At 67.2% G+C, this 22306-nt stretch carries 22 protein-coding genes; 11 read left to right on the top strand and 11 right to left on the bottom strand.

Annotated features, from left to right (window positions below; all coding sequences use genetic code 11):
* Positions 1 to 2: 2 nt before the first annotated feature.
* Together GL279_RS04975 and GL279_RS04970 are read left to right on the top strand one after the other, a co-directional pair.
* Positions 3 to 455, top strand: coding sequence for a cytochrome c-type biogenesis protein (locus GL279_RS04975; RefSeq protein ID WP_155063494.1), 453 nt, complete (start codon positions 3 to 5; stop codon positions 453 to 455).
* A gap of 61 nt (positions 456 to 516) precedes the next feature.
* Positions 517 to 1284 carry an enoyl-CoA hydratase-related protein gene (locus GL279_RS04970; protein WP_155063493.1) on the top strand — a complete coding sequence of 256 codons (768 nt, stop codon included), beginning with the start codon at positions 517 to 519 and terminating at the stop codon, positions 1282 to 1284.
* Between the two features lie 3 nt (positions 1285 to 1287).
* On the opposite strand, the gene GL279_RS04965 is transcribed toward GL279_RS04970, so the two are convergent.
* The 3 genes from GL279_RS04965 to GL279_RS04955 form a co-directional block, all read right to left on the bottom strand.
* Positions 1288 to 1971 (bottom strand): NUDIX hydrolase, encoded by a 684-nt coding sequence (locus tag GL279_RS04965; RefSeq protein WP_155063492.1) that lies wholly within the window; start codon positions 1969 to 1971, stop codon positions 1288 to 1290.
* Positions 1968 to 2393 carry a DUF983 domain-containing protein gene (locus GL279_RS04960; RefSeq protein WP_155063491.1) on the bottom strand — a complete coding sequence of 142 codons (426 nt, stop codon included), beginning with the start codon at positions 2391 to 2393 and terminating at the stop codon, positions 1968 to 1970. Before GL279_RS04960 ends, GL279_RS04965 begins: the two co-directional genes overlap by 4 nt.
* A 507-nt stretch (positions 2394 to 2900) precedes the next feature.
* On the bottom strand, positions 2901 to 4283 hold the full coding sequence (locus tag GL279_RS04955) for a diguanylate cyclase domain-containing protein (RefSeq protein ID WP_155063490.1): 1383 nt from the start codon (positions 4281 to 4283) through the stop codon (positions 2901 to 2903).
* A 107-nt stretch (positions 4284 to 4390) separates the two neighbouring features.
* On the opposite strand from GL279_RS04955, the gene GL279_RS04950 reads away from it, so the two are divergent.
* Positions 4391 to 4660, top strand: coding sequence for a DUF3572 domain-containing protein (locus tag GL279_RS04950; RefSeq protein WP_155063489.1), 270 nt, complete (start codon positions 4391 to 4393; stop codon positions 4658 to 4660).
* A 3-nt stretch (positions 4661 to 4663) separates the two neighbouring features.
* Here the strand turns inward: GL279_RS04950 and GL279_RS04945 are convergent, their stop codons facing one another.
* Positions 4664 to 6025, bottom strand: coding sequence for an aminotransferase (locus GL279_RS04945; protein WP_155063488.1), 1362 nt, complete (start codon positions 6023 to 6025; stop codon positions 4664 to 4666).
* Positions 6026 to 6224: 199 nt separating this feature from the next.
* Here GL279_RS04945 and GL279_RS04940 point away from each other — a divergent pair, with 199 nt between their 5' ends.
* Both GL279_RS04940 and GL279_RS04935 read left to right on the top strand, forming a co-directional pair.
* Positions 6225 to 6686 (top strand): DUF2380 domain-containing protein, encoded by a 462-nt coding sequence (locus GL279_RS04940; RefSeq protein ID WP_155063487.1) that lies wholly within the window; start codon positions 6225 to 6227, stop codon positions 6684 to 6686.
* Positions 6687 to 6806: 120 nt separating this feature from the next.
* Positions 6807 to 7235: a VOC family protein gene (locus GL279_RS04935; protein WP_155063486.1), complete on the top strand. Its 429-nt coding sequence runs from the start codon at positions 6807 to 6809 to the stop codon at positions 7233 to 7235.
* Between the two features lie 172 nt (positions 7236 to 7407).
* Here the strand turns inward: GL279_RS04935 and GL279_RS04930 are convergent, their stop codons facing one another.
* Together GL279_RS04930 and GL279_RS04925 are read right to left on the bottom strand one after the other, a co-directional pair.
* A complete protein-coding gene (locus tag GL279_RS04930; protein WP_246175172.1) occupies positions 7408 to 7848 on the bottom strand; it encodes a MarR family winged helix-turn-helix transcriptional regulator in 441 nt (146 codons plus the stop codon).
* 183 nt (positions 7849 to 8031) lie between these two features.
* Entirely contained in the window at positions 8032 to 8310 is a 279-nt protein-coding gene (locus GL279_RS04925) for an FAD assembly factor SdhE (RefSeq protein ID WP_246175155.1), read from the bottom strand.
* Positions 8311 to 8381: 71 nt separating this feature from the next.
* On the opposite strand from GL279_RS04925, the gene GL279_RS04920 reads away from it, so the two are divergent.
* Positions 8382 to 9584 carry a pyridoxal phosphate-dependent aminotransferase gene (locus GL279_RS04920; RefSeq protein ID WP_155063484.1) on the top strand — a complete coding sequence of 401 codons (1203 nt, stop codon included), beginning with the start codon at positions 8382 to 8384 and terminating at the stop codon, positions 9582 to 9584.
* Between the two features lie 14 nt (positions 9585 to 9598).
* On the opposite strand, the gene GL279_RS04915 is transcribed toward GL279_RS04920, so the two are convergent.
* A complete protein-coding gene (locus GL279_RS04915; RefSeq protein ID WP_155063483.1) occupies positions 9599 to 9847 on the bottom strand; it encodes a hypothetical protein in 249 nt (82 codons plus the stop codon).
* A 102-nt stretch (positions 9848 to 9949) separates the two neighbouring features.
* Between GL279_RS04915 and GL279_RS04910 the strand changes: the two genes are divergently transcribed.
* Positions 9950 to 10834 (top strand): LysR substrate-binding domain-containing protein, encoded by an 885-nt coding sequence (locus GL279_RS04910; protein WP_155063482.1) that lies wholly within the window; start codon positions 9950 to 9952, stop codon positions 10832 to 10834.
* 213 nt (positions 10835 to 11047) lie between these two features.
* On the opposite strand, the gene aspA is transcribed toward GL279_RS04910, so the two are convergent.
* The 3 genes from aspA to GL279_RS04895 all read right to left on the bottom strand — a co-directional run bounded on the left by aspA (position 11048) and on the right by GL279_RS04895 (position 14103).
* Positions 11048 to 12454 carry an aspartate ammonia-lyase gene (aspA, locus tag GL279_RS04905; RefSeq protein WP_155063481.1) on the bottom strand — a complete coding sequence of 469 codons (1407 nt, stop codon included), beginning with the start codon at positions 12452 to 12454 and terminating at the stop codon, positions 11048 to 11050.
* Positions 12455 to 12610: 156 nt separating this feature from the next.
* A complete protein-coding gene (locus GL279_RS04900) occupies positions 12611 to 13507 on the bottom strand; it encodes a LysR family transcriptional regulator (RefSeq protein WP_155063480.1) in 897 nt (298 codons plus the stop codon).
* Between the two features lie 131 nt (positions 13508 to 13638).
* Entirely contained in the window at positions 13639 to 14103 is a 465-nt protein-coding gene (locus GL279_RS04895) for an Lrp/AsnC family transcriptional regulator (RefSeq protein WP_155063479.1), read from the bottom strand.
* Positions 14104 to 14213: 110 nt separating this feature from the next.
* On the opposite strand from GL279_RS04895, the gene putA reads away from it, so the two are divergent.
* Positions 14214 to 17621 carry a bifunctional proline dehydrogenase/L-glutamate gamma-semialdehyde dehydrogenase PutA gene (gene putA, locus GL279_RS04890; RefSeq protein WP_155063478.1) on the top strand — a complete coding sequence of 1136 codons (3408 nt, stop codon included), beginning with the start codon at positions 14214 to 14216 and terminating at the stop codon, positions 17619 to 17621.
* On the opposite strand, the gene GL279_RS04885 is transcribed toward putA, so the two are convergent.
* Positions 17618 to 18448 carry a glycosyltransferase gene (locus GL279_RS04885; RefSeq protein ID WP_170293922.1) on the bottom strand — a complete coding sequence of 277 codons (831 nt, stop codon included), beginning with the start codon at positions 18446 to 18448 and terminating at the stop codon, positions 17618 to 17620. The genes putA and GL279_RS04885 overlap by 4 nt on opposite strands.
* A gap of 206 nt (positions 18449 to 18654) precedes the next feature.
* Between GL279_RS04885 and ybaK the strand changes: the two genes are divergently transcribed.
* The 3 genes from ybaK (at position 18655) to GL279_RS04870 (ending at position 22251) form a co-directional block, all read left to right on the top strand.
* Positions 18655 to 19131 carry a Cys-tRNA(Pro) deacylase gene (gene ybaK / locus GL279_RS04880; RefSeq protein ID WP_155063476.1) on the top strand — a complete coding sequence of 159 codons (477 nt, stop codon included), beginning with the start codon at positions 18655 to 18657 and terminating at the stop codon, positions 19129 to 19131.
* 121 nt (positions 19132 to 19252) lie between these two features.
* Positions 19253 to 20629, top strand: coding sequence for a Trk system potassium transporter TrkA (trkA, locus tag GL279_RS04875; RefSeq protein WP_155063475.1), 1377 nt, complete (start codon positions 19253 to 19255; stop codon positions 20627 to 20629).
* Positions 20629 to 22251 (top strand): TrkH family potassium uptake protein, encoded by a 1623-nt coding sequence (locus GL279_RS04870; protein ID WP_155063474.1) that lies wholly within the window; start codon positions 20629 to 20631, stop codon positions 22249 to 22251. The genes trkA and GL279_RS04870 overlap by 1 nt, the downstream gene beginning before the upstream one ends.
* Positions 22252 to 22306: the final 55 nt, after the last annotated feature.

The following is a 22306-nucleotide window of genomic DNA, read 5'->3' as shown; positions in this document are numbered from 1 at the left end:
GCATGCGCATCCTGCTGTTCTGCCTGTCGCTGCTGATCGCGCTGCCCGCCTTGGCCGTGCAGCCCGACGAGATGCTGTCCGACCCGGCGCTGGAGGCGCGGGCGCGCGAGATCTCCAAGGTGCTGCGCTGCCCGGTCTGTCAGGGCGAGACCATCGACGAATCGAATGCGCCGATCAGCCGCGACCTGCGGCTGTATCTGCGCGACCGGCTGGTGGCGGGCGACAGCGATGCGCAGGCGCTGCAGGCCGTGACCGACCGTTTCGGCGAATATGTGCTGTTCCAGCCGCCGGCGCGCGGGGCGAACTGGCTGCTTTACCTGTCGGGGCCGGTGATGGCGCTGCTGGGCCTGCTGATCGCATGGCGGTTCATCCGCGCGCGCGGGCGCAACGATCCCGAACCAGCCGCGCTCAGCGCCGAGGAACAGGCGCGGCTGGACCGGATCATGCGCGACTGAATCAGGCGCAACCGGTGCCGGACGCGCCACCGACGCAGATCATCAGCCCAAGGAAACTGCCATGACCGACAGCATCCGCATCAGCCATGAGGCCGGCGTCACCACGCTGGCGCTGAACCGGCCCGAGGTGATGAACGCGCTGAACCGCGACATGCGGGCCGCGATCACCGCCGCGCTGCGCGATCTGCCCACCGGGACGCGCTGCGTCGTGCTGACCGGCAGCGGCCGGGCGTTTTGTTCGGGCCAGGATCTGGGCGATGCGGCGGCGGGGCTGGATGTCGAACGCATCCTGCGCGAGGAATACGAACCGATGCTGGCCGCCATCACCGGCGCGCCGGTGCCGGTCATCGCCGCCGTGAATGGCGTGGCCGCCGGGGCGGGCGCCAATCTGGCGCTGGCCGCCGATGTGGTCATCGCCTGTGAAAGCGCGCGTTTCGTGCAGGCCTTCAGCCGTATCGGCCTGATCCCCGACGCCGGCGGCACCCATATCCTGCCGCGCGCGGTGGGGCTGGCGCGGGCGATGGGCATGATGCTTTTTGCCGAGCCGGTGCCGGCGCGTCAGGCCGCCGATTGGGGCCTGATCTGGGAGGCGGTGCCGGACGGTGATTTCGCCCAACATGTCGCACAACGGGCGCGGGCGCTGGCCGAGGGGCCGACGCAGGCCTTTCTGGCGATCCGCACCGCGCTGCTTGAGGGGGCGGGCAACGGTTTGGCCGCACAGCTGGCACTGGAGGCGCAATTGCAGGGCCGCATGGCCGCCACCGCCGATTTCGCCGAAGGGGTGGCGGCCTTTGTGCAAAAGCGCCCGCCGCGGTTCACCGGGCGCTAAACGCTAAAGCAGCCGGGCAAAGCGCGGCTGCGGTCCGCGATTGTCAAAGAAGGGCACCGAATCCGGCGCTTGCAGCGGGCCGGGGGTCGCGGCCAGCCGGGTGATCTCGGCCAGAACCACCTCGGTGATAAAGGGCAGGTCCAGCCGGCGCGCCTCCTGCAGGGGCACCCAATGCAGGTGGCCAAGCTCGTCGCAGGCGCTGCTGAAATCATGGCGGTCGCCACGCAGCCGCTCGGCATCGAGCAGCAGGAAGCGCGCGTCAAAGCGGCGGCTGCGGCCCGGCGGCGTGATGGCGCGGAACAGATAGATCAGCCCGGCGGGATCGGGGCGCAGCCCGGCGGCGTGGTAATGCGTCCAGCCCTGCGGCGCGGCGCCCGGCAGGCCGGCCATCAGCCCGGTTTCCTCGGCCAGCTCGCGCAGGGCGGTGGCAACGATCGTCTCGGGGCTCGGGGGGGCGGCATCGGCGCGCGGCTCGGCCATGAGCGGGCGGCGCAAGGTCTCGGGCAGGGTCTGGGCAAAGCGGACGCCGGCATCCTCGGGGTCGACCGCGCCGCCCGGAAAGACGTATTTCGACGGCATGAAGGCGGCGGTGGCGCCGCGCTGCCCCATCAGGACCGACGGGCCCGCCGGCGCGCTGCGGTCAAGGACGATGACGGTGGCGGCGTCGCGGATCGCCGGCGCGCTCATGCGGTGGCTCCGGGGTGCGGCTTGGCCCCGGCGGGGGCGGCGCCAAAGCCGTGCATTCGCCGCGCCCATTGCAGCCCGACCATCGCCCCCTTGATCACCGGCAGCAGGGCAAGACACAGCACCACGGCGCCAAGGCTGAAGCCGATCAGCATCGAGATCGGCGAGGGTCGGTAGGCCATGTAGATCGCCAGCAACAGCGGCGCGCCCAGATGCGAGACGATCAGGATGGTCAGATAGGCCGGCCCGTCATCGGCGCGCTGATGCGACAGATCCTCGCCGCAATGCTCGCAATGGTCGCGCACCTTCAGATAGCCGGAAAACAGCGGCCCCTTGCCGCAGGCCGGGCAGCGCCGCGTGGCACCGCGCAGCATCGCCTGCTTGACGTTGCGGTCGGCGGACGGATCGGTCTGGGCCGGGGCCATGCATGCTCTCCCTGTCTGGTCGGAGCGAATCTAGGCGCTCGCGCGGGGAAAATAAACTGGCGCGTTGGTGGGAGGCTTATGGGGGGCCGTCGGGGCAGTTGAAGCGGCGGCGGTGTGGGCCGGAGCGTGACGGGCGCGGTCGGGGACGATCCTTGCGCGGATCTTGGTTAGGGGTTCGGCAGGCCTGTCGGGCCTGCACTGTCGATGGGGCTATCCTCGCACCCCGGCGCTAAAACGCTGCGGCATGGGGGCGTGATTGGCTGTGCAGGTGGGGCTGAGGCCCGTTGCAATCGGGTTGTGCTGGAGCGGTGGATCCTTTGCGCGCGGAGGTTGCGCGGGTTGAGGTGTTACAGGGCTGTAAGAGCTTCGCTCCCCGCGCGGAGGCTGTGCCAAGAACAGTCAGGGCCGCGATGGACCGCGATCCATTGCGCATGGGTGCCGATGGCCGCGCGGGCCATCCCAGAGCGCAAACCGCCTCGAACCGCACCCGCTTTGCCCTATGCTCCCTCAGGCGGCCAATGTCGCGGGGGCCATGACAATGCGGTTGCGCCCGGCGGATTTGGCCGAGAGCAAGGCGCGATCCGCGCGCGCAAGCAGCATTTCCGGGTCCAGCATCGCCGCCTCGCGCCGGTCGCCGATCACCGCGATCCCGGCCGAGATCGTCACCGAAAGCTCGGGCTCGGCGCATTCGGGTGGCAGCGGCACCGGGCGCGCCTGCACGGCCTGACGCATGTCCTCGGCAATCAGCCGGGCCGCGCGGGCCGGACAATCGGGCAGCACCGCCAGAAATTCCTCGCCTCCGATGCGGGCCAGAAAGGCGGCGGGCGGCAGGCTGTCGGCCAGACGGCGCGCGACGGCGGCCAGAACGGCATCGCCGGCGGCATGGCCGTGGTTGTCGTTGACCTGCTTGAAGCGGTCCAGATCCAGCAGCATCACCGCCAGCGTGCCGCCGATGCTGCCTGTCTGCTGGAACAGCTCGGCCAGCCGGGGCAGGGCGTAGCGGCGGTTGTGCAGCCCGGTCAGCGGATCGGTCAGGGCAAGGGCGACATTGCGCTGGGTTTCCTCGCGGCGGCGGTCGGCGTCATGTTTGCGCGCAAGCTGGGTTTCCAGCCGGATCGCAGCCTCGGTCGCGGCGGCGGGGCCGGTCAGATCGGCCGGCAGCACATCGCCCGCGCCCAGATCCAGCGCCACGGCGGTCATCTCGGCCCGTTCGGCGCGCAAGACGATCACGAAACCCGCATCGCGCGACAGCGGGCGCGAGCGCAGTTCCGACAGCAGGCGCAGCCCGTCGCCGGGCTGGTGGATGTCGGCGGCGATCAGGTAAAGATCCGGCACCCGCCCGCGCGCCGCATCCGAAAGCGCCCGTTCCGGGTCGCAGACCGAGATCGCGAAATGCACCCGGCCCTGCAACGCATGGCGCCACCCCAGCGCCGTGGCCGGCTGGTCGGCGACAAAGACCGCGCGCGGCCGGTTGTCATGCTGAAACGCCGCGCCGGGTTCGGCCATGCCATGCGCATGTTCCAGCTGCGGATCGGCGCGCATCAGCCCGCGGATCCGCGCCAGCAGCGTCAGGTCGTCACCCATCGCTTCGATCAGCGCCGAGGCGCCGGCGCGCAGCGCGGCGATCCGCTCGACACCCTGCGCCTGAACCAGCACCGGCAGCTCGGATCCGCCGGGCCCGGCGCGCAGCGCGGCGCACAGCTCGGGCGCGGTCATGTCGGGCAGGCTGGCGCCGATCAGTACCACCTGCGGCTGCAACAGATCGGCCAGCCGCAGCGCCTCGGTTCCCGAGGCCGCTGCCGCCACCTCGTAACAGGCCGAGCTGAGCCGGACCTTCATCGTGATGCGATTGGTTGGCACGCCGTCAACGACAAGAATGCGCCCTGCCATGTTCATCTGCTTTACACTCGCTGGCCTCGCCCGCATCTTGGCGCGGAATGGTTAACAAAGTGTTTCCAGAGCCGCTGGCCGGCCGGAAAAATACAGCGAGGCAGGACATGACCCCGACCGAGGCCCGAGACATCGCCGATGCCGGTTTCCAGCATATCGCCGCCCAGCCCGAGCTGGTCGAGGCGCTGCTGGCGCAATCGGGCAGCGACGTGGCCGGGCTGCGCGCCATGACCAGCCGGCCCGAATTTGCGCAATTCGTGCTGGATTTCCTGCTGCAAGAGGATGGCCGCGTGCTGGATTTCGCGGCGGCGCTGGGGATCAAGCCGCAGCGCGTGGTGATGGCCCGCGCCGTGCTGGGCGGCGCGGACCCGTGGTAGGGCTCAGGCGACCTCGGCAAAGACCTTGTGCAGCGCCTTTTCCAGCTTCTCGAACATCTCGTCCATCTGGCCCTCGGTCATGATGAAGGGCGGACACAGCACCACCGACTGACCCAAAGGGCGGCAGATCAGCCCCATGTCGGTGCAGGTATTTGCGATACGCTCGCTGACCGAGAGGGTGCCGTCGAAGGGGGTCTTGGTCGCCTTGTCCTTGACCGCCTCCAGCGCCCACATGAAGCCGACGCCGCGGTATTCGCCGATATTGGGCTTTTCGGCCAGACGCTTCAGCCCGTCCTCAAAACGCGGGGCAAGGCGGTTGACGTTCTCGGCCAGCCCCTCGTTCATCACCACGTCGATCGCCTTCAGCGCGATGGCGCAGCCAACCGGATGGCCCGAGGCGGTAAAGCCATGCGGGAACTCCTCGATGGCCTCCACGGCGGCATCGACGCGCGCGGCCAGTTCCGGACCCAGGATCACCGCGCCCATCGGGAAGAACCCGGCGGTCAGGTTCTTGGACGAGATGATCGCGTCAGGCACATAGCCATAGGTCTCGCAGCCCCAGGTGTTGCCGGTGCGGCCAAAGCCGCAGATCACCTCGTCCGAGATCAGCGGAATGCCGTATTTCTTCAGGATCGGCTGCACCGCCTGGAAATAGCCCTTGCTGGGCGGGATAACGCCGCCCGCACCCATCACCGGCTCGGCGAAGAAACCGGCGATGGTGTCGGCACCCTCGCGCAGGATCGTCTCCTCAAGCTCGCGGGCAAGGCGGGCGGTGAATTGTTCCTCGGTCTCGCCGGCTTCGCCAAAGCGCCAGTAATGCGGGCAGGTCAGATGGATAAAGCCCGGCAGCGGCAGGCCAAAGACCGAGTTGTAGGGCTTGCCCGTCATGCTGGCCGAAACGGCGGTGACGCCGTGATAGGCGTTCCAGCGGGTCAGGATCTTGCGTTTCTGGGGATTGCCCTCGGCGGCGTGCAGGAACCACAGCATCTTGACCATGGTGTCATTCGCCTCGGACCCCGAGTTGGTGTAGAACACCTTGCCGCTGGCAAAGGGCGAGACCTCGACCAGCTTTTCCGACAGCATCACTGTCTGGTCGGACATGCGGCCAAAGAACGCATGATAGCCGGGAAAGCGGGCGTATTGCGCCTGCGCCGCCGCGATCAGCCCGGGATGGTCAAAGCCCGCGACCATGTTCCACAGGCCCGAATTCGCGTCCAGATAGCGCCGGCCGTGCACGTCCACGACATAGGGCCCCTCGCCATGGGTCAGCACGACGGTGCCGCGCTGGTGGACCGAGGGCATGTCGGTGAAACCGTAAAGCGAATATTCCTCGGCGCGGGCTTCCCAGCTTTGCGGTTGGGTCATGACCTTCTCCATAAACGGTTGTCGGGACTAGGCTAGCCGGGCGGCTGGGCCGGTTCAATGGGGCGCCGGTGAACTGCCAAGGCGCCCGGCTGCGATCGGGCGGACTGCCAGAGCGGCCGGCGTTTCGACGCCCGGCCGGCACGGGGCGCTTGCCATCACCCGCCCTTGCGCGCAGCATGTGGACGATAGGGGGAACGCCATGCGCCTGCTGCTGCTTGCCGCCATCGCACCCTTGCCGGCGCTGGCCCAAGGCCTGCTGATCCCGCCGGTCAAGCTGCTGGATACCGCGCATGAGGCGCGCGACCAGACCGCCGACCATGCCCGCCGGCTGGCGCTGATGGGCGATGTGCTGGCGCAGGCCTTGTCGGGCGAACAGGTCGATGCCGCCAGCATCGCCGCCGCCTGTCCGTCCGAGACCGCCGATTGCCTCGTGACCTTTCTGCGGCAACGCGGTGGCGAACGGGGGCTTTTCGTGGCGGTGCAGAAATCCAGCACGCTGATCCTGCAGGTCTTTGCCACGCTGGTCGATCTGCCGGCGCGGCAGGTGATCGCGCGGCGCGAGCTGAATTTTCGCGGTGACAATGACGAATCCTGGCGCCGCGCCGCGCTTTTCCTCGCGCGCGAATTCGCGGACGGAACGGGCAGGGCGCCCGCGCGCTGATCTGCCCCCGCCCGGCACGCCACCCAAGGTCCGGCACCGGCGCACCGGGGCTTGATCGCCCCTGCCGCCCAAGGACAGACTGCGCGCCGGGATTCCCCGGCCATCGCCAAGGAGACAAGCATGACCATCCGTTACCTTCACACCATGGTGCGCGTTCAGGACCTCGAACACAGCATGGCCTTCTACCGCCTGCTTGGACTTGAGGAAACGCGCCGCATCGACCATGACAAGGGCCGCTTCACCCTCGTGTTCATGGCGCCGCCCGGCCAGCCGGAATGCCCGGTCGAGCTGACCCATAACTGGGACGGCGACGCGGGCCTGCCGTCGGACAGCCGGCATTTCGGCCATCTCGCCTATCAGGTGGATGACATCTACGACCTCTGCGCCCGGCTGATGGCCGCCGGCATCACCATCAATCGCCCGCCGCGCGACGGCCACATGGCCTTTGTCCGCAGTCCCGACAATGTCTCGATCGAGCTTCTCCAGAAAGGCGACAGCCTGCCCCCGCAAGAGCCCTGGGCCAGCATGGAAAACACCGGCCACTGGTAAGCGCCCCGCGCAGATCCCGGCCCAACGCGACACCGGCACTTCAGAACCCGGCTCATCCCGGCCCTCGGCTTCTTTCGTGCCGAAATATCCCGGGGTCCGGGGCAGCGCCCCGGTCCGGCCGCGCAACAGGCGAACCGCTGCGGCAGCAGGCCCAGGCCGCCAGCCCATCGCTTCAATAGATGTATCGGATCTGCTCTGCCCAATAACGCTCGACCCGGCGCCATTGCAGGTTCACCCGTTCCAGCGGCGGGTCGTCCAGCACGCCGGACATCTCCAGCCCCTCGGCATGGCGGGCGAAAAGCTCGATCACGCGGTCGCGCACCTCTTGCCCGGTCGGCGTCAGCCGCACCCGGACCGAGCGCCGGTCCATCTCGGAGCGTTCGTGATGGACATAGCCCAGATCGACCAGCTTCTTGAGATTGTAGCTGACGTTCGAGCCCTGATACATGCCGCGCGTGCGCAGCTCGCCCGCCGTCACCTCGGCCGCGCCAAGGTTATAGATCAGCAGTGCCTGCACCGGGTTCAGATCCGAGCGGCCCAGCCGCTCGAATTCATCCTTGACCAGATCCAGCAACAGCCTGTGCAGGCGTTCCAGGATCTGCAGGCTTTCCATATAGGATTCGTCGCGCGTGGATTGCTGGGCCACCGGATGAATGGCGGGCACCGGACGAACAGGACTGGGGCTGCGCTGGGGCATGGTCATTTCCGTTTGGACTCGTGGTGTCGACCACCATGGACCAAAAAGCCGAATCCCAGATTAACGCGCCACAAGTTTCACCAGAATTAGTTAAAACTGTCAGGATTTCGCAATCAACCGGTCTTGCGCATGGCCCGCCACACGATCCAGCAGCGCCAGCAGCTCTTGCGGGCCCGGATGTTCGTCGCGCAGGCGGGCGGCGATCCACAGATACAGGTCCTGATCGTTTTCATCCAGCAGCTGCTCATACAGATCCAGCTCGCCTGCGCTCAGCGCGCCCAGCTGGCTGTCCGAAAACGGGCCAAGGATCAGGTCCATCTCCTTGGTGCCCCGGCGCCAGCTGCGCATCCGCAGCCGCTTGAACCTTGCCTCGTCCATCTTTGCCCCTTCGGCTTGCCAGTCCTCGGGCACGCGCCTAAGAAAAAGGCCGCCCCAGCAGGATGAATTCGATGAGCCTTTTGTCCCAGACGCTCGCCCGCGTCAAACCCTCGCCCACCATCGCCATCACCAACCGCGCCCGCGAGCTTGCCGCCGAAGGCCGCGACATCATCAGCCTTTCGGCCGGCGAGCCCGATTTCGACACGCCCGAACATATCCGCGAGGCCGGCAAGGCGGCGATTGACGCCGGCCACACCCGCTACACGGCAGTCGATGGCATCCCCGAGCTGAAACGCGCCATCTGCGCCAAATTCGCGCGCGAGAACGGGCTGGATTACGCCCCGGCCAATATCACCGTCGGCACCGGCGGCAAGCAGATCCTTTACAATGCCCTGATGGCGACGCTGAATCCGGGCGACGAGGTGATCATCCCCGCGCCCTATTGGGTCAGCTATCCCGACATGGTGCTGCTGGCTGGCGGCACGCCGGTCTTTGTCGAGGGCGCGATGGCGAACGGCTATCGCATCACCCCCGAACAGCTGGATGCCGCGATCACGCCGCGCACGAAATGGGTGATCCTGAATTCGCCCTCGAACCCGACCGGGGCGGGCTATGGCGAAAGCCATATGCGCGGCCTGACCGAGGTGCTGCTGCGCCATCCCCATGTCTGGGTGCTGGCCGATGACATCTATGAGCATCTGGTCTTTGACGATTTTGAATTCGTCACCCCGGCCCAGATCGCGCCGGAGCTCAAGGACCGCACGCTGACCATGAATGGCGTCAGCAAAGCCTATGCCATGACCGGCTGGCGCATCGGCTATGGCGCGGGCCCGGTCGCGCTGATCAAGGCCATGGCCACGCTGCAATCGCAATCGACCTCGAACCCCTGCTCGATCAGCCAATATGCCGCGCTCGCCGCGCTGGAGGGGCCGCAGGATTACATCGCCGAAAGCCGCGCCGTGTTCCAGCGCCGCCGCGATCTGGTGGTCGAGGGGCTGAACGCCTGTCCGGGCATCGATTGCCCGATGCCCGAAGGCGCGTTCTATGTCTATCCCTCGATCAAGGCGCTGATCGGCAAGACTTCGGCCGGCGGCACGCTGATTGCGGATGACGAGGCCTTTGCCAGCGCGCTGCTGGACGAGACCGGGGTTGCGGTGGTGTTCGGTGCGGCCTTTGGCCTTTCGCCGCATTTCCGCATCAGCTACGCGACCTCGGACGAGGTGCTGGCCGATGCCTGCCGGCGGATCGGAAAATTCTGCGAAGGGCTCGTCTGAGCCCTTCGACCTTGTTACCACATATAGCGCCGCAGCGCTTCGCCCTCGACCGGCATCACGCTGGCGGTCGGGGGCACCGCGCCGATGTCGTGCAGCAGATGCGCCGGCAGATGCGCGATGGCCCGTCGGGTGGCCGGGTCGTCAAGGGCTGCCATGCGGTCGGTGCATAGGCAGGACTTATCCTCGGTCACCAGGCCAAGGAACGTCAGGATGCGGGCGGCAAACCCCAGGGGCTGCCGGGCGGGGGCATAATCATGTGGCATTTCTCTCCTCCGCAGACGGATCATTTGCTGCGTGATCGTTTTATGCTACGGCCAAGCGGCTTTGACCAACAAAGCCTGTGCAAGTATCCATAAGGCAAACTTATGTCTGTCCCGCCCCTTGCTGCATTGCGCGCCTTCGAGGCCGTCGCCCGCCACCTCAGCTTTACCCGCGCGGCGGAGGAACTGGGCATGACGCAGGCGGCCGTCAGCTACCAGATCCGGCTGCTTGAGGAGCGGCTGGGCACGCCGCTGTTCCTGCGCAAGCCGCGCGGGATTTCCCTGACCGAGACCGGGGCGCTGTTCGCCCGTCCGACCATCGACGCCTTCGACATGCTGCGCGAGGCCTTTGCCGACCCTTCGGCCGACACGATCTCGACCCTGTCGATCAGCACCGTGCCAACGCTGGCGGGGGCATGGCTTTCGCCGCGGCTGGGCAAGTTTCAGATGAACAACCCCAACCTTGCCGTGCGGCTGGAGACCAGCGACGACATCGTCGATTTCGGCCGCGAGGACATCAGCGTGGTGATCCGCGCCGGCACCGGCGACTGGCCCGGGCTTGAGGCCCATCAGCTGATGTCGATCGAATATACGCCGATGCTGTCGCCCGAGCTCTTGCGCAAATGCCCGCTGGACGAGCCGGCCGACCTGCTGAAACTGCCGCTGCTGGACCGGGGCGATCCCTATTGGGCGCTGTGGATGCGCGAGGCAGGGGTGGATTTCACCGCAAGCTATGGCAAGCCCGGGCTGACGCTGTCGACCGACCTGCACGAGGCGCGGGCGGCCTTGGCCGGCTATGGCGTGGCCATGCTGATGCCGCGCTTTTTCCGCCATGAGCTGGCGACCGGCAGTCTGGTGCAGCCCTTTGCGCAGGTCTCGGACATGGGGCGCAGTTTCTGGCTGGCCTATCCCAAGGGCCGCCGCAACCGCCCCGCCATCCGCAAGTTCCGGGCCTTTCTGCTGGACGAGGTGGCGGGGGATCGCGAGTGAAGGGGCGCTGGGCGATAGTGTTCAAACGCCCGGCAGGCGAGCCATAGGACCACGGCAGCGCAAGGACGTTCCTGTTCGGGTCGCTGCCAGCTCCATGCCTCTCATGATCATGACGACGCCTCTCCGCGCCCGGCCTCCTCACATTGGCCGCCCCCAAATGCAAAAGCCCCCGGATCATTTCCGGGGGCTCTCGCATCTCGCGCGTCGCGTGCCTTATGCCACAAAGGCCGCGGGGCGGGTCAGGGTCTCGGGTTGCAGGATCGCGTCCAGACGCTCTTTCGGCAGCAGGCCCTTTTCCAGCACCAGCTCATAGACGCCGCGCCCGGTCAGATGCGCCTCGGTCGCGACCTCGGTCGCCGCCGCATAGCCGATATAGGGGTTCAGCGCGGTGACGATGCCGATGGACCGGCGCACGGTCTCTTTCAGCACGTCGCGGTTGGCGGTGATGCCGCGCACGCAATTTGTCTCCAGCGTGGCGCAGCCCGCCACCAGATGGTCGACCGAGCGGAACATCGAATAGGCGATCACCGGCTCGAACGCATTCAGCTGCAATTGCCCGCCCTCGGCGGCCATGGTGATGGTCATGTCATTGCCGATGACCTCGAAACAGACCTGGTTCATCACCTCGGGGATGACCGGGTTCACCTTGCCCGGCATGATCGAGGACCCGGCCTGTTTGGCGGGCAGGTTGATCTCGTTGAAGCCGGCGCGCGGACCCGAGGACAGCAGCCGCAGGTCGTTGCAGGTTTTCGACAGTTTCACCGCGACGCGCTTCAGCACACCCGAGACCTGCACGAAGCAGCCGCAATCCTGCGTCGCCTCGATCAGGTCAAAGGCGGTGACGACCGGGATCACGGTGATCTCGGCCAGCCGGGCCCGGACGCGCTCGGCATATTCGGGATGGGTGGTGATGCCGGTGCCTATGGCGGTGGCGCCCAGATTGATCTCGCAGACCAGTTGTGACACTTCGGCCAGACGATGCTCATCCTCGCCCAGCATCACGGCATAGGTGTTGAACTCCTGCCCCAGGGTCATCGGCACGGCTTCCTGCAACTGGGTGCGGCCCATCTTCAGGATGTCGGCGAATTCGACGGCCTTGACCTCGAAGGCACCGCGCAGGCTCGACAGCGCGCCGATCAGCTTCTGGATGCCCTTCCAGGTCGCCAGCCGCAGCGCCGTCGGATAGACGTCGTTGGTCGACTGGCTCATGTTCACATGCTCATTGGGGTGCAGGAACTGATACTGGCCCTTCTGGTGCCCCATGATCTCCAGCGCGCGGTTGGCGATGACCTCATTGGCGTTCATGTTGGTCGAGGTGCCGGCGCCGCCCTGGATCTGGTCGACGACGAACTGGTCATGCAGCTTGCCGGCGCGGATTTCCTCGCAGGCGGCGACGATGGCGTCGCGGCGCTCGGGGCTCAGCAGGCCCAGATCGGCATTGGCAAGCGCCGCTGCCTGCTTGATCGCGGCCAGTGAGCGCACCAGCTCGGGGATCTCGCCGATGGTGCGCCCCGAGATCTGGAAATTCTCGACGGCGCGCAGGGTGTGAACGCCCCAATAGGCCGCCGCCGGGATCTCGCGGTCGCCAAGCAGGTCATGTTCGTTGCGGGTCTGGGTCATGATATACCTCGGGCGCATGGCGCGACATCCGCGGGACCGCGGGGATCGGCATGGCCAACTGTCTGTTTGTGTTGGGTAATCGGAAAAGGTCGATCGCTTCCTTGCCGTAAATCTAGGCGCTTTGCCCCAGCAATGCCAATGCCAAGTCCGGCTGGGTTATTCCGTTTTCGAATAACCCGCGCCCAGCTCGCGCGCGGCATCCCAGACCCGGCCGGTGATGCCCCGCCCGCGCGCGGCATTGCGATAAAGCCGGATCTGCATCGGCAGTTCGGTGGCCACGACCTCCAGCCGGCCGCTGTCGATCTCGGCCTCGACCAGCAGGCGCGGCAGCCAGACCATGCCATGCCCGGCCACGGCCATGCTCTTCATCGACTCGGCCATGCTGGCCTCATCGGTATGGGCGGTATAGACGCGCGGCGCGCCGGGCTGGGCCAGGGCGATGCGCGCCATCTCGTTCAGAAAACTGCCGCGCGAATATTTCAGCATCGGCATGCCTTCGCTTTGCCATTCCGGCGGCCAGCCGGGGCGCGCCACGGCAACCAGCTGGTCGGTGCCCACCACCAGATGCGGAAAGCCACCGGGATCCAGCGGAATGTTCACCTGCGGATGGGCATAGGTCAGGAAAAAATCATAACCGCCCTCGGTCAGAGCCTCGATGCAGCGGTCGAAATTCTCGGGCTTCACCCGGCTGGTCATTTGCCCGGTCGCGGCCTTCAGCCGCATCAGCCAGCCGGGCAGAAAGGTCACGGTCAGGCTGTGCAGCGCCACAAAGGAAATCTCGCCGCCGCGCGCCCGGGTGTGGTCGCGAAACTCGGCCCGGCGCGCCTGGATCATGCGCACGGCCTCTTCGGCGGTCTCGCGAAACAGCATGCCCTCGGGGGTCAGCCGCACCGGATAGCTTTCGCGCGACAACAGATCGGTGCCCAGCCATTCCTCCAGCGCCCGGATGCGGCGGGAAAACGCGCTCTGCGTCACCCCGCGCAGTTCGGCCGAGCGCGAAAAGCTGTGCGTCTCGGCCAGAACCAGAAAGTCCTCCAGCCATTTGAAGTCCATCCGTCCCCTCCCGTGGCCCCCGGAACCGGCCATTCTTTCGTGCCCGAATATCCCCGCCGGAGGCACCGGCCGCGCCGCCGGGCGGACCCGTGCCGCGCTCTAGCCCAGCTTGCCGCCGCCCGCCACGCCCCCTAAAGCTCGGTCCAGTTCTGCTCGACCACCGCCTCCATCGAGACATAGCTGGTTGTGGCATGGATATGCGGCAGGGCCGAGATCTTTTCCGCCATGATGCGGCGATAGCCCGCCATATCGGGCGAGCGCACCTTCAGAAGATAGTCGAAGCCGCCGGCGATCATGTAGCATTCCTCGACCTCGGGGATGGCGCGCACGGCAGCGTTGAACTGCTCCAGCGCCTTTTGCCGGGTGTCCGACATGCGCACCTCGACATAGGTCACATGTGTCAATCCCAGCTTCAGCGGCGACAGGATGGCGCGGTAGCCGGTGATCAGGCCCATCTCCTCCATCTGCTTGATTCGCAAGGCAACCGGGGTCTTCGACAGTCCGACCTTGCGCGCCAGCTCGGTGATGGGAATGCGGGCATTGGCGACCAGTTCGCGCAGGATCTTCACATTGGTTGCGTCCAGCGACTCGTCCATGGCTGAAAACCCCGCCAAATATGTTACGATGGGCCATGAATTTGCCATGAAATGGTCACATCGTCCATGGCCCTGCCTGTAATCCTGCCACTGAATTCAGGAGACACCAGATGACCCAGCTTGCCGACCTTGGCCTTGCCGCGAAATTTCAGGACGAGGCCCAGTTGCTCGACCGGCTGGTGGCCGAGGCCGCGCTGTCGCAGACCTCTCGCGACGCGATCACCGCGCGCGGCGCCGATCTGGTGCGCCGCATCCGCGCCGAGGCCAAGCCCAGCCTGATGGAGCATTTCCTGTCGGAATACGGCCTCTCGACGCGCGAGGGCGTCGCGCTGATGTGTCTGGCCGAGGCGATGCTGCGCGTCCCCGACCGCTCGACCATCGACGCGCTGATCGAGGACAAGATCGCCCCCTCGGACTGGGGCCGCCATCTGGGCGAGGCCTCCTCCAGCCTCGTCAATGCCTCGACCTGGGCCTTGATGCTGACCGGCAAGGTGCTCGATGACGATCAGGGCGGCATTGCCGGCACCCTGCGCGGCGCGCTGAAACGTCTGGGCGAGCCGGTGATCCGCACCGCCGTCGGTCGCGCGATGAAGGAAATGGGCCGCCAGTTCGTGCTGGGCGAGACCATCGAAAAGGCGCTGGACCGGGCCCGCACCCGCGAGGCGCAGGGTTTTACCTACAGCTATGACATGCTGGGCGAGGCCGCGATGACGGCGCGCGATGCCGCCCGCTATGCCCGCGACTATGCCGAGGCCATCGCCGCCATCGCCAAAGCCTGTGACAAGGGTTCGGTGCAGATGAACCCCGGCATCTCGATCAAGCTTTCCGCGCTGCACCCCCGCTACGAGATCTCCAATGAGGCCCGCGTGCTGGCCGAGCTGGTGCCGGTTGTTCTGAAGCTCGCTCAGGCCGCCAAGGCCGCCGGCATGGGCATGAACATCGACGCCGAGGAACAGGACCGGCTGGTGCTGTCGATGGGTGTGATCGAAGCGGTGCTGTCGGACCCGTCGCTGGCCGGCTGGGACGGCTTCGGCGTGGTGGTGCAGGCTTACGGCAAACGCGCCGGTCTGGTCATCGACTGGCTTTACGAACTGACGCAGCGCCTTGACCGCAAGATCATGGTGCGTCTGGTCAAGGGCGCCTATTGGGACAGCGAAATCAAGCGCGCCCAGGTCGAGGGCCTGCCGGGCTTTCCGCTGTTCACCTCGAAGACCGGCACCGATGTCAGCTATATCGCCAATGCGCGCAAGCTGATCGGCCATGCCGACCGCATCTATCCGCAATTCGCCACCCACAACGCCCAGACCGTCGCCGCCGTGCTGGAAATGGTTGCCGAGGCCGGCGGCATCGCCTTCGAGTTCCAGCGCCTGCATGGCATGGGCGAGCGGCTGCATGACATCGTGCTGGCCGACACCAAGGGTCGCTGCCGCATCTATGCCCCGGTCGGCGCCCATCGCGACCTGCTGGCCTATCTGGTGCGCCGCCTGCTGGAAAACGGCGCGAACAGCAGCTTCGTGCATCAGATCGTCGATGAATCGGTCTCGCCCGAAGAGGTCGCCCGCGATCCCATCGCCGCGCTGGCCAGCGCCCGCGCCCCCGCCAGCCTGCGCGCGCCCGACGCGATCTTTGGCCAAGGCCGCATGAACTCGCGCGGTTTCGATCTCAGCGACGAAGACACGCTGGCCGCCATCGAGGCTGCCCGCGCCGTCGCGCTGCCCGATGCCGCCCCGATCACCGTCTCGCCCGCCAGCGGCACCCCGGTCGCGCTGCGCGATCCCGCCACCGGCGCCGAGATCGCGCAGGTGACCGAGGCTGATGCCAGGGCCGCCACGCAGGCCATTGCCGATGCCCGCATCTGGGACGCGCCCCCGGCCGAACGTGCCGCCGTCCTGTGCCGCGCCGCCGATCTTTACGAGGAAAACTTCGGCCCGATCTTTGCCGCCTTGGCGCGCGAGGCCGGCAAGACCCTGCCCGATGCGGTGGGTGAACTGCGCGAGGCGGTGGATTTCCTGCGCTACTATGCCGCCGAGGGCGCGCGATCGGCCCGCGCCCCGCGCGGCGTGATCGTGGCGATCAGCCCGTGGAACTTTCCGCTGGCGATCTTTACCGGACAGATTGCCGCCGCGCTGATGGCCGGCAATGCGGTGCTGGCCAAACCCGCCGAACAGACGCCGCTGATCGCGGCCATCGCCGTGCGGCTGCTGCATCAGGCCGGCGTGCCGCTTGCCGCGCTGCAACTCTTGCCGGGGCAGGGCGGCACGGTGGGCGCCGCGCTGACCAGCGACGCCCGTGTGAACGGCGTGGTCTTTACCGGCTCGACCGAAACCGCCCAGACCATTAACCGCGCCATGGCCCGCCACATGGCGCCGGGCACGCCTCTGATCGCCGAGACCGGCGGACTGAATGCGATGATCGTCGATTCGACCGCGCTGCCGGAACAGGCGGTGCGCGATATCGTCGCCTCCAGCTTCCGCTCGGCCGGGCAACGCTGCTCGGCGCTGCGCTGCCTTTACGTGCAGGACGACATCGCCCCGCATCTGATCGAGATGATCAAGGGCGCCATGGACGAACTGACCATCGGCGATCCGTGGCAGCTGTCCACCGACGTGGGCCCGGTGATCGACGCCGAGGCACGCGACGGCATCCTTGCCTATCTGCGCCAGAACAAGGCCCGCATCGCCCACGCGCTGCCCGCGCCGCAGTCGGGCACCTATGTGCCGCCGACCCTGATGACCGTGCCCGGCATCGCCGCGCTCGAGCGTGAGATCTTTGGCCCGGTGCTGCATGTCGCGACCTTCCGCGCCGGCCAGATCGACAAGGTGATCGCGGCGATCAACGCGCGCGGCTACGGCCTGACCTTCGGCCTGCATTCCCGCATCGATGCCCGCGTGCAGGAGGTCTCCGAGGCGGTGCATGCCGGCAATATCTACGTCAACCGCAACCAGATCGGCGCCGTGGTCGGCAGCCAGCCCTTTGGCGGCGAGGGGCTTTCGGGCACCGGACCCAAGGCGGGCGGCCCGCTTTATCTCAACCGCTTCTATGCGCCGGCCCAGCCCGGTCAGGGCCAGCCGGTGCTGGGACGTGTCGATCCGGTGGCAAGCCTTGCCGCCATCCCCGCCCTGCCGGAAACCGAGATCGCCGAACGCTTCATGCCCGGCCCCACCGGCGAATTGAACCGGCTGCGCCTGTTCACGCGCGCCCCGGTACTGTGCCTTGGCCCGGACGAGGCCGCGCGCCAGGCCCAGGTCTCGGCGGTGCGGGCGCTGGGCGGGCAGGCCGTGGCGATGGAAGCCCTGCCCGACGCGCAATCGCTGGCCGACAGCGATGCCTTCTCGGCGGTGCTCTGGTGGGGTGGGGCCGATCAGGCGCGGATGCTGGCGCAGGCGCTGGCCGCAGGCAGCGGTCCGCTGCGACCCCTGATCACCGCCATGCCCGATCAGGCGCATGCCGCGCATGAGCGCCATCTGTGCGTCGATACGACAGCGGCCGGCGGCAATGCCGCGCTGCTCGCGGGTTAATCCGCGACGGCATCCGGCAGGCCCGCCAACGCGCGGGCCTGCGTGTCAAGGAACGGGAAATTGCGCGCCGCCGTCTCCGCGACCGCTTCGGGCTCCATCAACACCATATTGCGCCGCTTGATCATCATCGGCGTGAAGTCGGTGTCGTTCATGCCATTGTTCGTCACCAGCGCCATGCGGCCGGGAATGGTGATGCTGGTAAAGCGCTGGGCCATGCCGAAATGGCCAAAGTCGAACACGCTGCGGGTCGGATGGCGCAGTGCGGCGCCGGCGCTGAAAAACGCCACCGGCCAGTTGTAGGTCCCGGCGGTAGCGCCCGCCAGCTTGCAATACATCACCCCGCGCATGCTGGCGGCAAAGGCAAGATCGCTCTTCATCATGCCGGCGGTATTGCGGCGCATCAGCTCGATGAAATCGACGCAAAGACAATCGTCATCATCCAGCCGGAACTGCAGCGTCTGACCCAGCCGCAGGCCCAGCTCGGCAAAGACCAGCCGCTGCGCCGCCGCGACCGAGGTGATCGGGAAAAAGCGCAGCACCACCTGCGGCACCCCGGCGCAGATCGCCTCCAGCCGGGCGCGATAGGGCTGCGGCATCAGCTCGGATGCCAACACCACGAAGGTGAAATTCTGATCCGTCTGCGCCCGCATCGACGCCAGCGTCAGCTGCTCGAAACTTTGCAGCCGCGCCTCCATCCGCGCGGGGGCGAACAGATGCACCGCCTGTTCCAGCGCGATCTGTTCGACCTCTTCGGCCGGCTTGTTCTGATAGGCCTTCCAGTCGCCCCGGCCCAAAAGCGAAAAACGGCAGATCCCGACGATATTCATGACACCCAATTCTCCATCCGGGATTGGGGGCCTGTCCATGCCCCGTTGCCCCGCGCTTCTTTCGTGGCGAAATATCCCGGGGTCCGGGGCAGAGCCCCGGTCCTGACATCGCCCCTCGGCCAGCCTGCGACTATTGCTCCCGATCTTTGCCTTGCAATCCGACCCGCCGCAAGGCAGGCAGGCGCGGTTCAGTCAGGTGATCGGCCATGTCCACAGCCACCCCCGCCACCCAGACCCTTGGCCGCGCCGCCATCGCCTTCGAGGTGCTGGAATATGATTACGCCCCCGGCAATGACCGCGTCGGGCTACAGGCGGCCGAGGCCATCGGCCTGCCGCCGCAAGAGGTGCTCAAGACCCTGATGGTCGAGGTCGACGGCAAACCCGCCTGCGCGGTGATCCCCTCGGACCGCACGCTGTCGATGAAGCGGGTGGCGGCGGCCTTTGGCGGCAAGGCGGCGCAGATGATGCCCCCCGACAAGGCCGAACGGCTGACCGGCTATCATACCGGCGGCATCAGCCCGTTCGGGCAGAAACGCCGGGTGCCCACCGCATTTCAGGCCGATGCGCTGGACCCGGCCCTGATCGTGCTGAACGGCGGCAAGCGCGGGCTGATGCTGCGGCTGGCCCCCGATGATGCGGTGACTGCGGCCGGGGCGATCCGCGCCTTGCTCTGCGCCGACTAGCCGCGCCGGGGTCGCGCCGGGCCTGCCGGCTTTTCCGTCGTGCGGTTTTGCGCTATCCGCCCTGATGGCCGCCGGCTAGGATCGGCATCGGGCCATCGGCGGATATCTTGGCGGGAACGGCATGAAGATCATCATCTGCGGGGCAGGGCAGGTCGGCTGGCACATTGCGCGCCACCTTTCGGGCGAGCGCAACGATGTCACCATCGTCGATACCGATGTCGAGCTGATCCGCCGCGCCACCGATGCGCTGGACGTGCAGGGCGTTACCGGCTTTGCCAGCCATCCGGATGTGCTGGACCGCGCCGGCGCCCGCGATGCCGATCTGATCATTGCCGCCACCCATTCGGACGAGGTGAACATGGTCACCTGTCAGGTGGCGCATTCCGTCTTTCAGGTGCCGCGCAAGATCGCGCGTCTGCGGGCCTCGGCCTATCTGGACGCGATCTGGTCAGATCTCTACCGCACCGACCATCTGCCTATCGACGTGGTCATCAGCCCGGAGCGCGAGGTGGCGCGGGCCGCGCTGCAACGGCTCTCGGCGCCCTCGACATTCGATGCGGAAACCTTCCTGACCGGGCGGCTGCATCTGCTGGGCATCCTGCTGGATCCCGACAGCCCGGTGCTGAACACGCCGCTGCGCCAGCTGGACGAGATGTTTTCCAGCCTCTCGGCCATTGTCGCGGGCGTGCGGCGCGGGGCCAAGCTGTTTGCCCCCGAACCCGGTGACCAGCTTTTTGAGGGCGATCAGGTCTATGTCTTCACCCTGACCGAGGACGTGCCGCGCACCCTGGAGATCTTCGGCAAGCCGGCGGAAAAGCAGAACAACGTCGTCATCATCGGCGCGGGCAATGTGGGCCTTGCCGTGGCGCAGGCGCTGGAGGCGCGGCCCGAACGGGTGCGCGTCAAGCTGATCGAACGCAACCGCGCCCGGGCCGAGGACGCGGCCGACGCGCTGAACCGCACCATCGTGCTGAACGGCGACGGGCTTTCGGCCGAACTGCTGGAAGAGGCCGCCGTGCCGCGCGCCGATGCCGTGCTGGCGATCACCGATGACGACAAGACCAATATCCTTGCCGCCGTGCGCGCCAAACAGGCCGGCGCCAAACTCGCCATTTCGCTGGTCAATGACCCGACGCTGATGTCGCTGATGGAGCCTCTGGACATTGACGCCTTCATCAACCCGCGCGCCAGCACCGTCTCGACCATCCTGCGCCATATCCGGCACGGGCGGGTGCGCGACATCTACTCCATCGGCGATGCCGAGGCCGAGGTGATCGAGGCGCAGGTGCTGTCGACCTCGCCCATCGCCGGACGCCCGGTGCGCGACATCGACTTTCCCGAAGGCGTGCTTTTGGGCGCCGTGCAAAAGGGCGAGCGCGTGGTGAAACCCCATGGCGACCTGCGCATCGAAGAGGGCGACATCATCGTGATCTTTGCCCTCGCCGCCGATATTCCCGAGGTCGAGCGCCTGTTGCAGGTCTCGATCGACTTCTTCTGATGCGGTTCCTGCTGCGCCTGCCGCTGCTGGTGGTGCTGTTCGGGGTCGCCGCTTTGGCGATGGCGCCGGTGGGATTTTACGCCCATGCACTGGATCAGCACCATCTGGGCGCGATCTTTCTGGGCTGCTCGGGGCTGTTTCTGATCCTGACCGCGATCCTTGGGCTGGCCACCGCCGACCGGGCCGAGCAATCGCGCCCGCGCAGCGTGCTTCTGACCATGCTGGGGGCGATGACGCTGGTGCCGGCGGTGATGGCGGTGCCCTTCGTGCTGGCCTTGCCCGATACCGGGATCTTCAACGCGTGGTGGGAGATGATCTCTTGCCTGACCACCACCGGCGCGACGCTCTATTCGGCCGAGCTGTTGCCCGCGCCCCTGCATCTGTGGCGGGCGACGGCGGGCTGGCTTGGTGGGCTTTTCATTCTGGTCGCGGCGGTTTCGCTGCTGGCGCCGCTGCGGGTCGGCGGGTTCGAGATCCTTGCCACCCCCTATGGCCGCAACGAGAATTTCGAGCGCCTGCCGCCCTCGGCCCGGGCGGCGGCGGTGCCGACGCATCTGTCGGCCCCGGCCTTTCAGACCGAGATGCTGGACCCGATGCATCGCACGCTGCGGGCGTTCCGGCAGGTGTTTCCGGTCTTTGCCGGGCTGACATTGGCAATGTGGGTGATCCTGCTTTTGCTGGGTGAGGACGGGTTGGTGGCGCTGACGCGGGCCATGGGCACGCTGTCGACCAGTGGCGTCAGCCCGGTGAACGGCTCTGCGGTGCAAAACAGCGGCGCGCCGGGCGAGATCGTGATCTTTCTGTTCCTGATCCCGGCGCTGTCGCGGCGCTTCTGGCCGGGCGGTGCGGCGCTGCGCACCTCGGACAGCTGGCGCAGCGACCCCGAGCTGACCATCGCCGCCGGCATGGTGCTGCTGGTCTCGGCCATGCTGTTCCTGCGCCATTTCCTTGGCGCGATCGGCGTGTCGCCCGATGGCGCGCGCGGGCTGGTCGGCACGCTGGACAGCGCCGTTTCCGCGGCCTGGGGCGGGCTCTTCAACGGGCTCAGCTATCTGACGACGACGGGCTGGAATTCGACCGAATGGCAGGGCGCGCGCAACTGGTCTGGGCTCAGCTCGCCCGGGCTGATGCTGGCGGGGCTGGCGATCATGGGCGGCGGCGTCGCCACCACGGCCGGGGGCGTCAAGCTGCTGCGGGTCTATGCGCTGGCGCGGCATTCGCAGCGCGAGCTGGAAAAGATCGTGCATCCGAACTCGGTCGCCGGGGGTGGCATCATGGCGCGGCGCCTGCGGCACGAGGGCGCCTATCTGGCCTTCATCTTTTTCATGCTCTTTGCCAGCTCGATCGCCGTGGTGGTGATGCTGATTTCGCTGCAGGGCATCGAGTTCGATTCCGCCACCATCCTGTCGATCTCGGCCCTGACCAATACCGGGCCGCTGGCCGGGGCAATCCCGATGGTGCCGACCTTTCAGGGCTCGGCGGGCATGGCGGGCGCGCCCTGGGCAGGCTGGGCCGGCCTGCCATGGCTGACCAAGGCCATTCTGGCCGGGGCCATGATCCTTGGCCGGCTTGAGACGCTGGCGCTGCTGGCGCTGGTGTCACCGGACTATTGGCGCAGGTGACACGGGCGCGCCACAAGGGCGGCGGCCACAGGCGATCATCGGCTTGCAAGCGGAT

It is taken from the genome of Paracoccus limosus (genome assembly GCF_009711185.1).
Classification (GTDB): Bacteria; Pseudomonadota; Alphaproteobacteria; order Rhodobacterales; family Rhodobacteraceae; genus Paracoccus; species Paracoccus limosus.
Note: the sequence above shows the minus strand (reverse complement) of the source record. Positions and strands in the feature narration are given on the sequence as shown.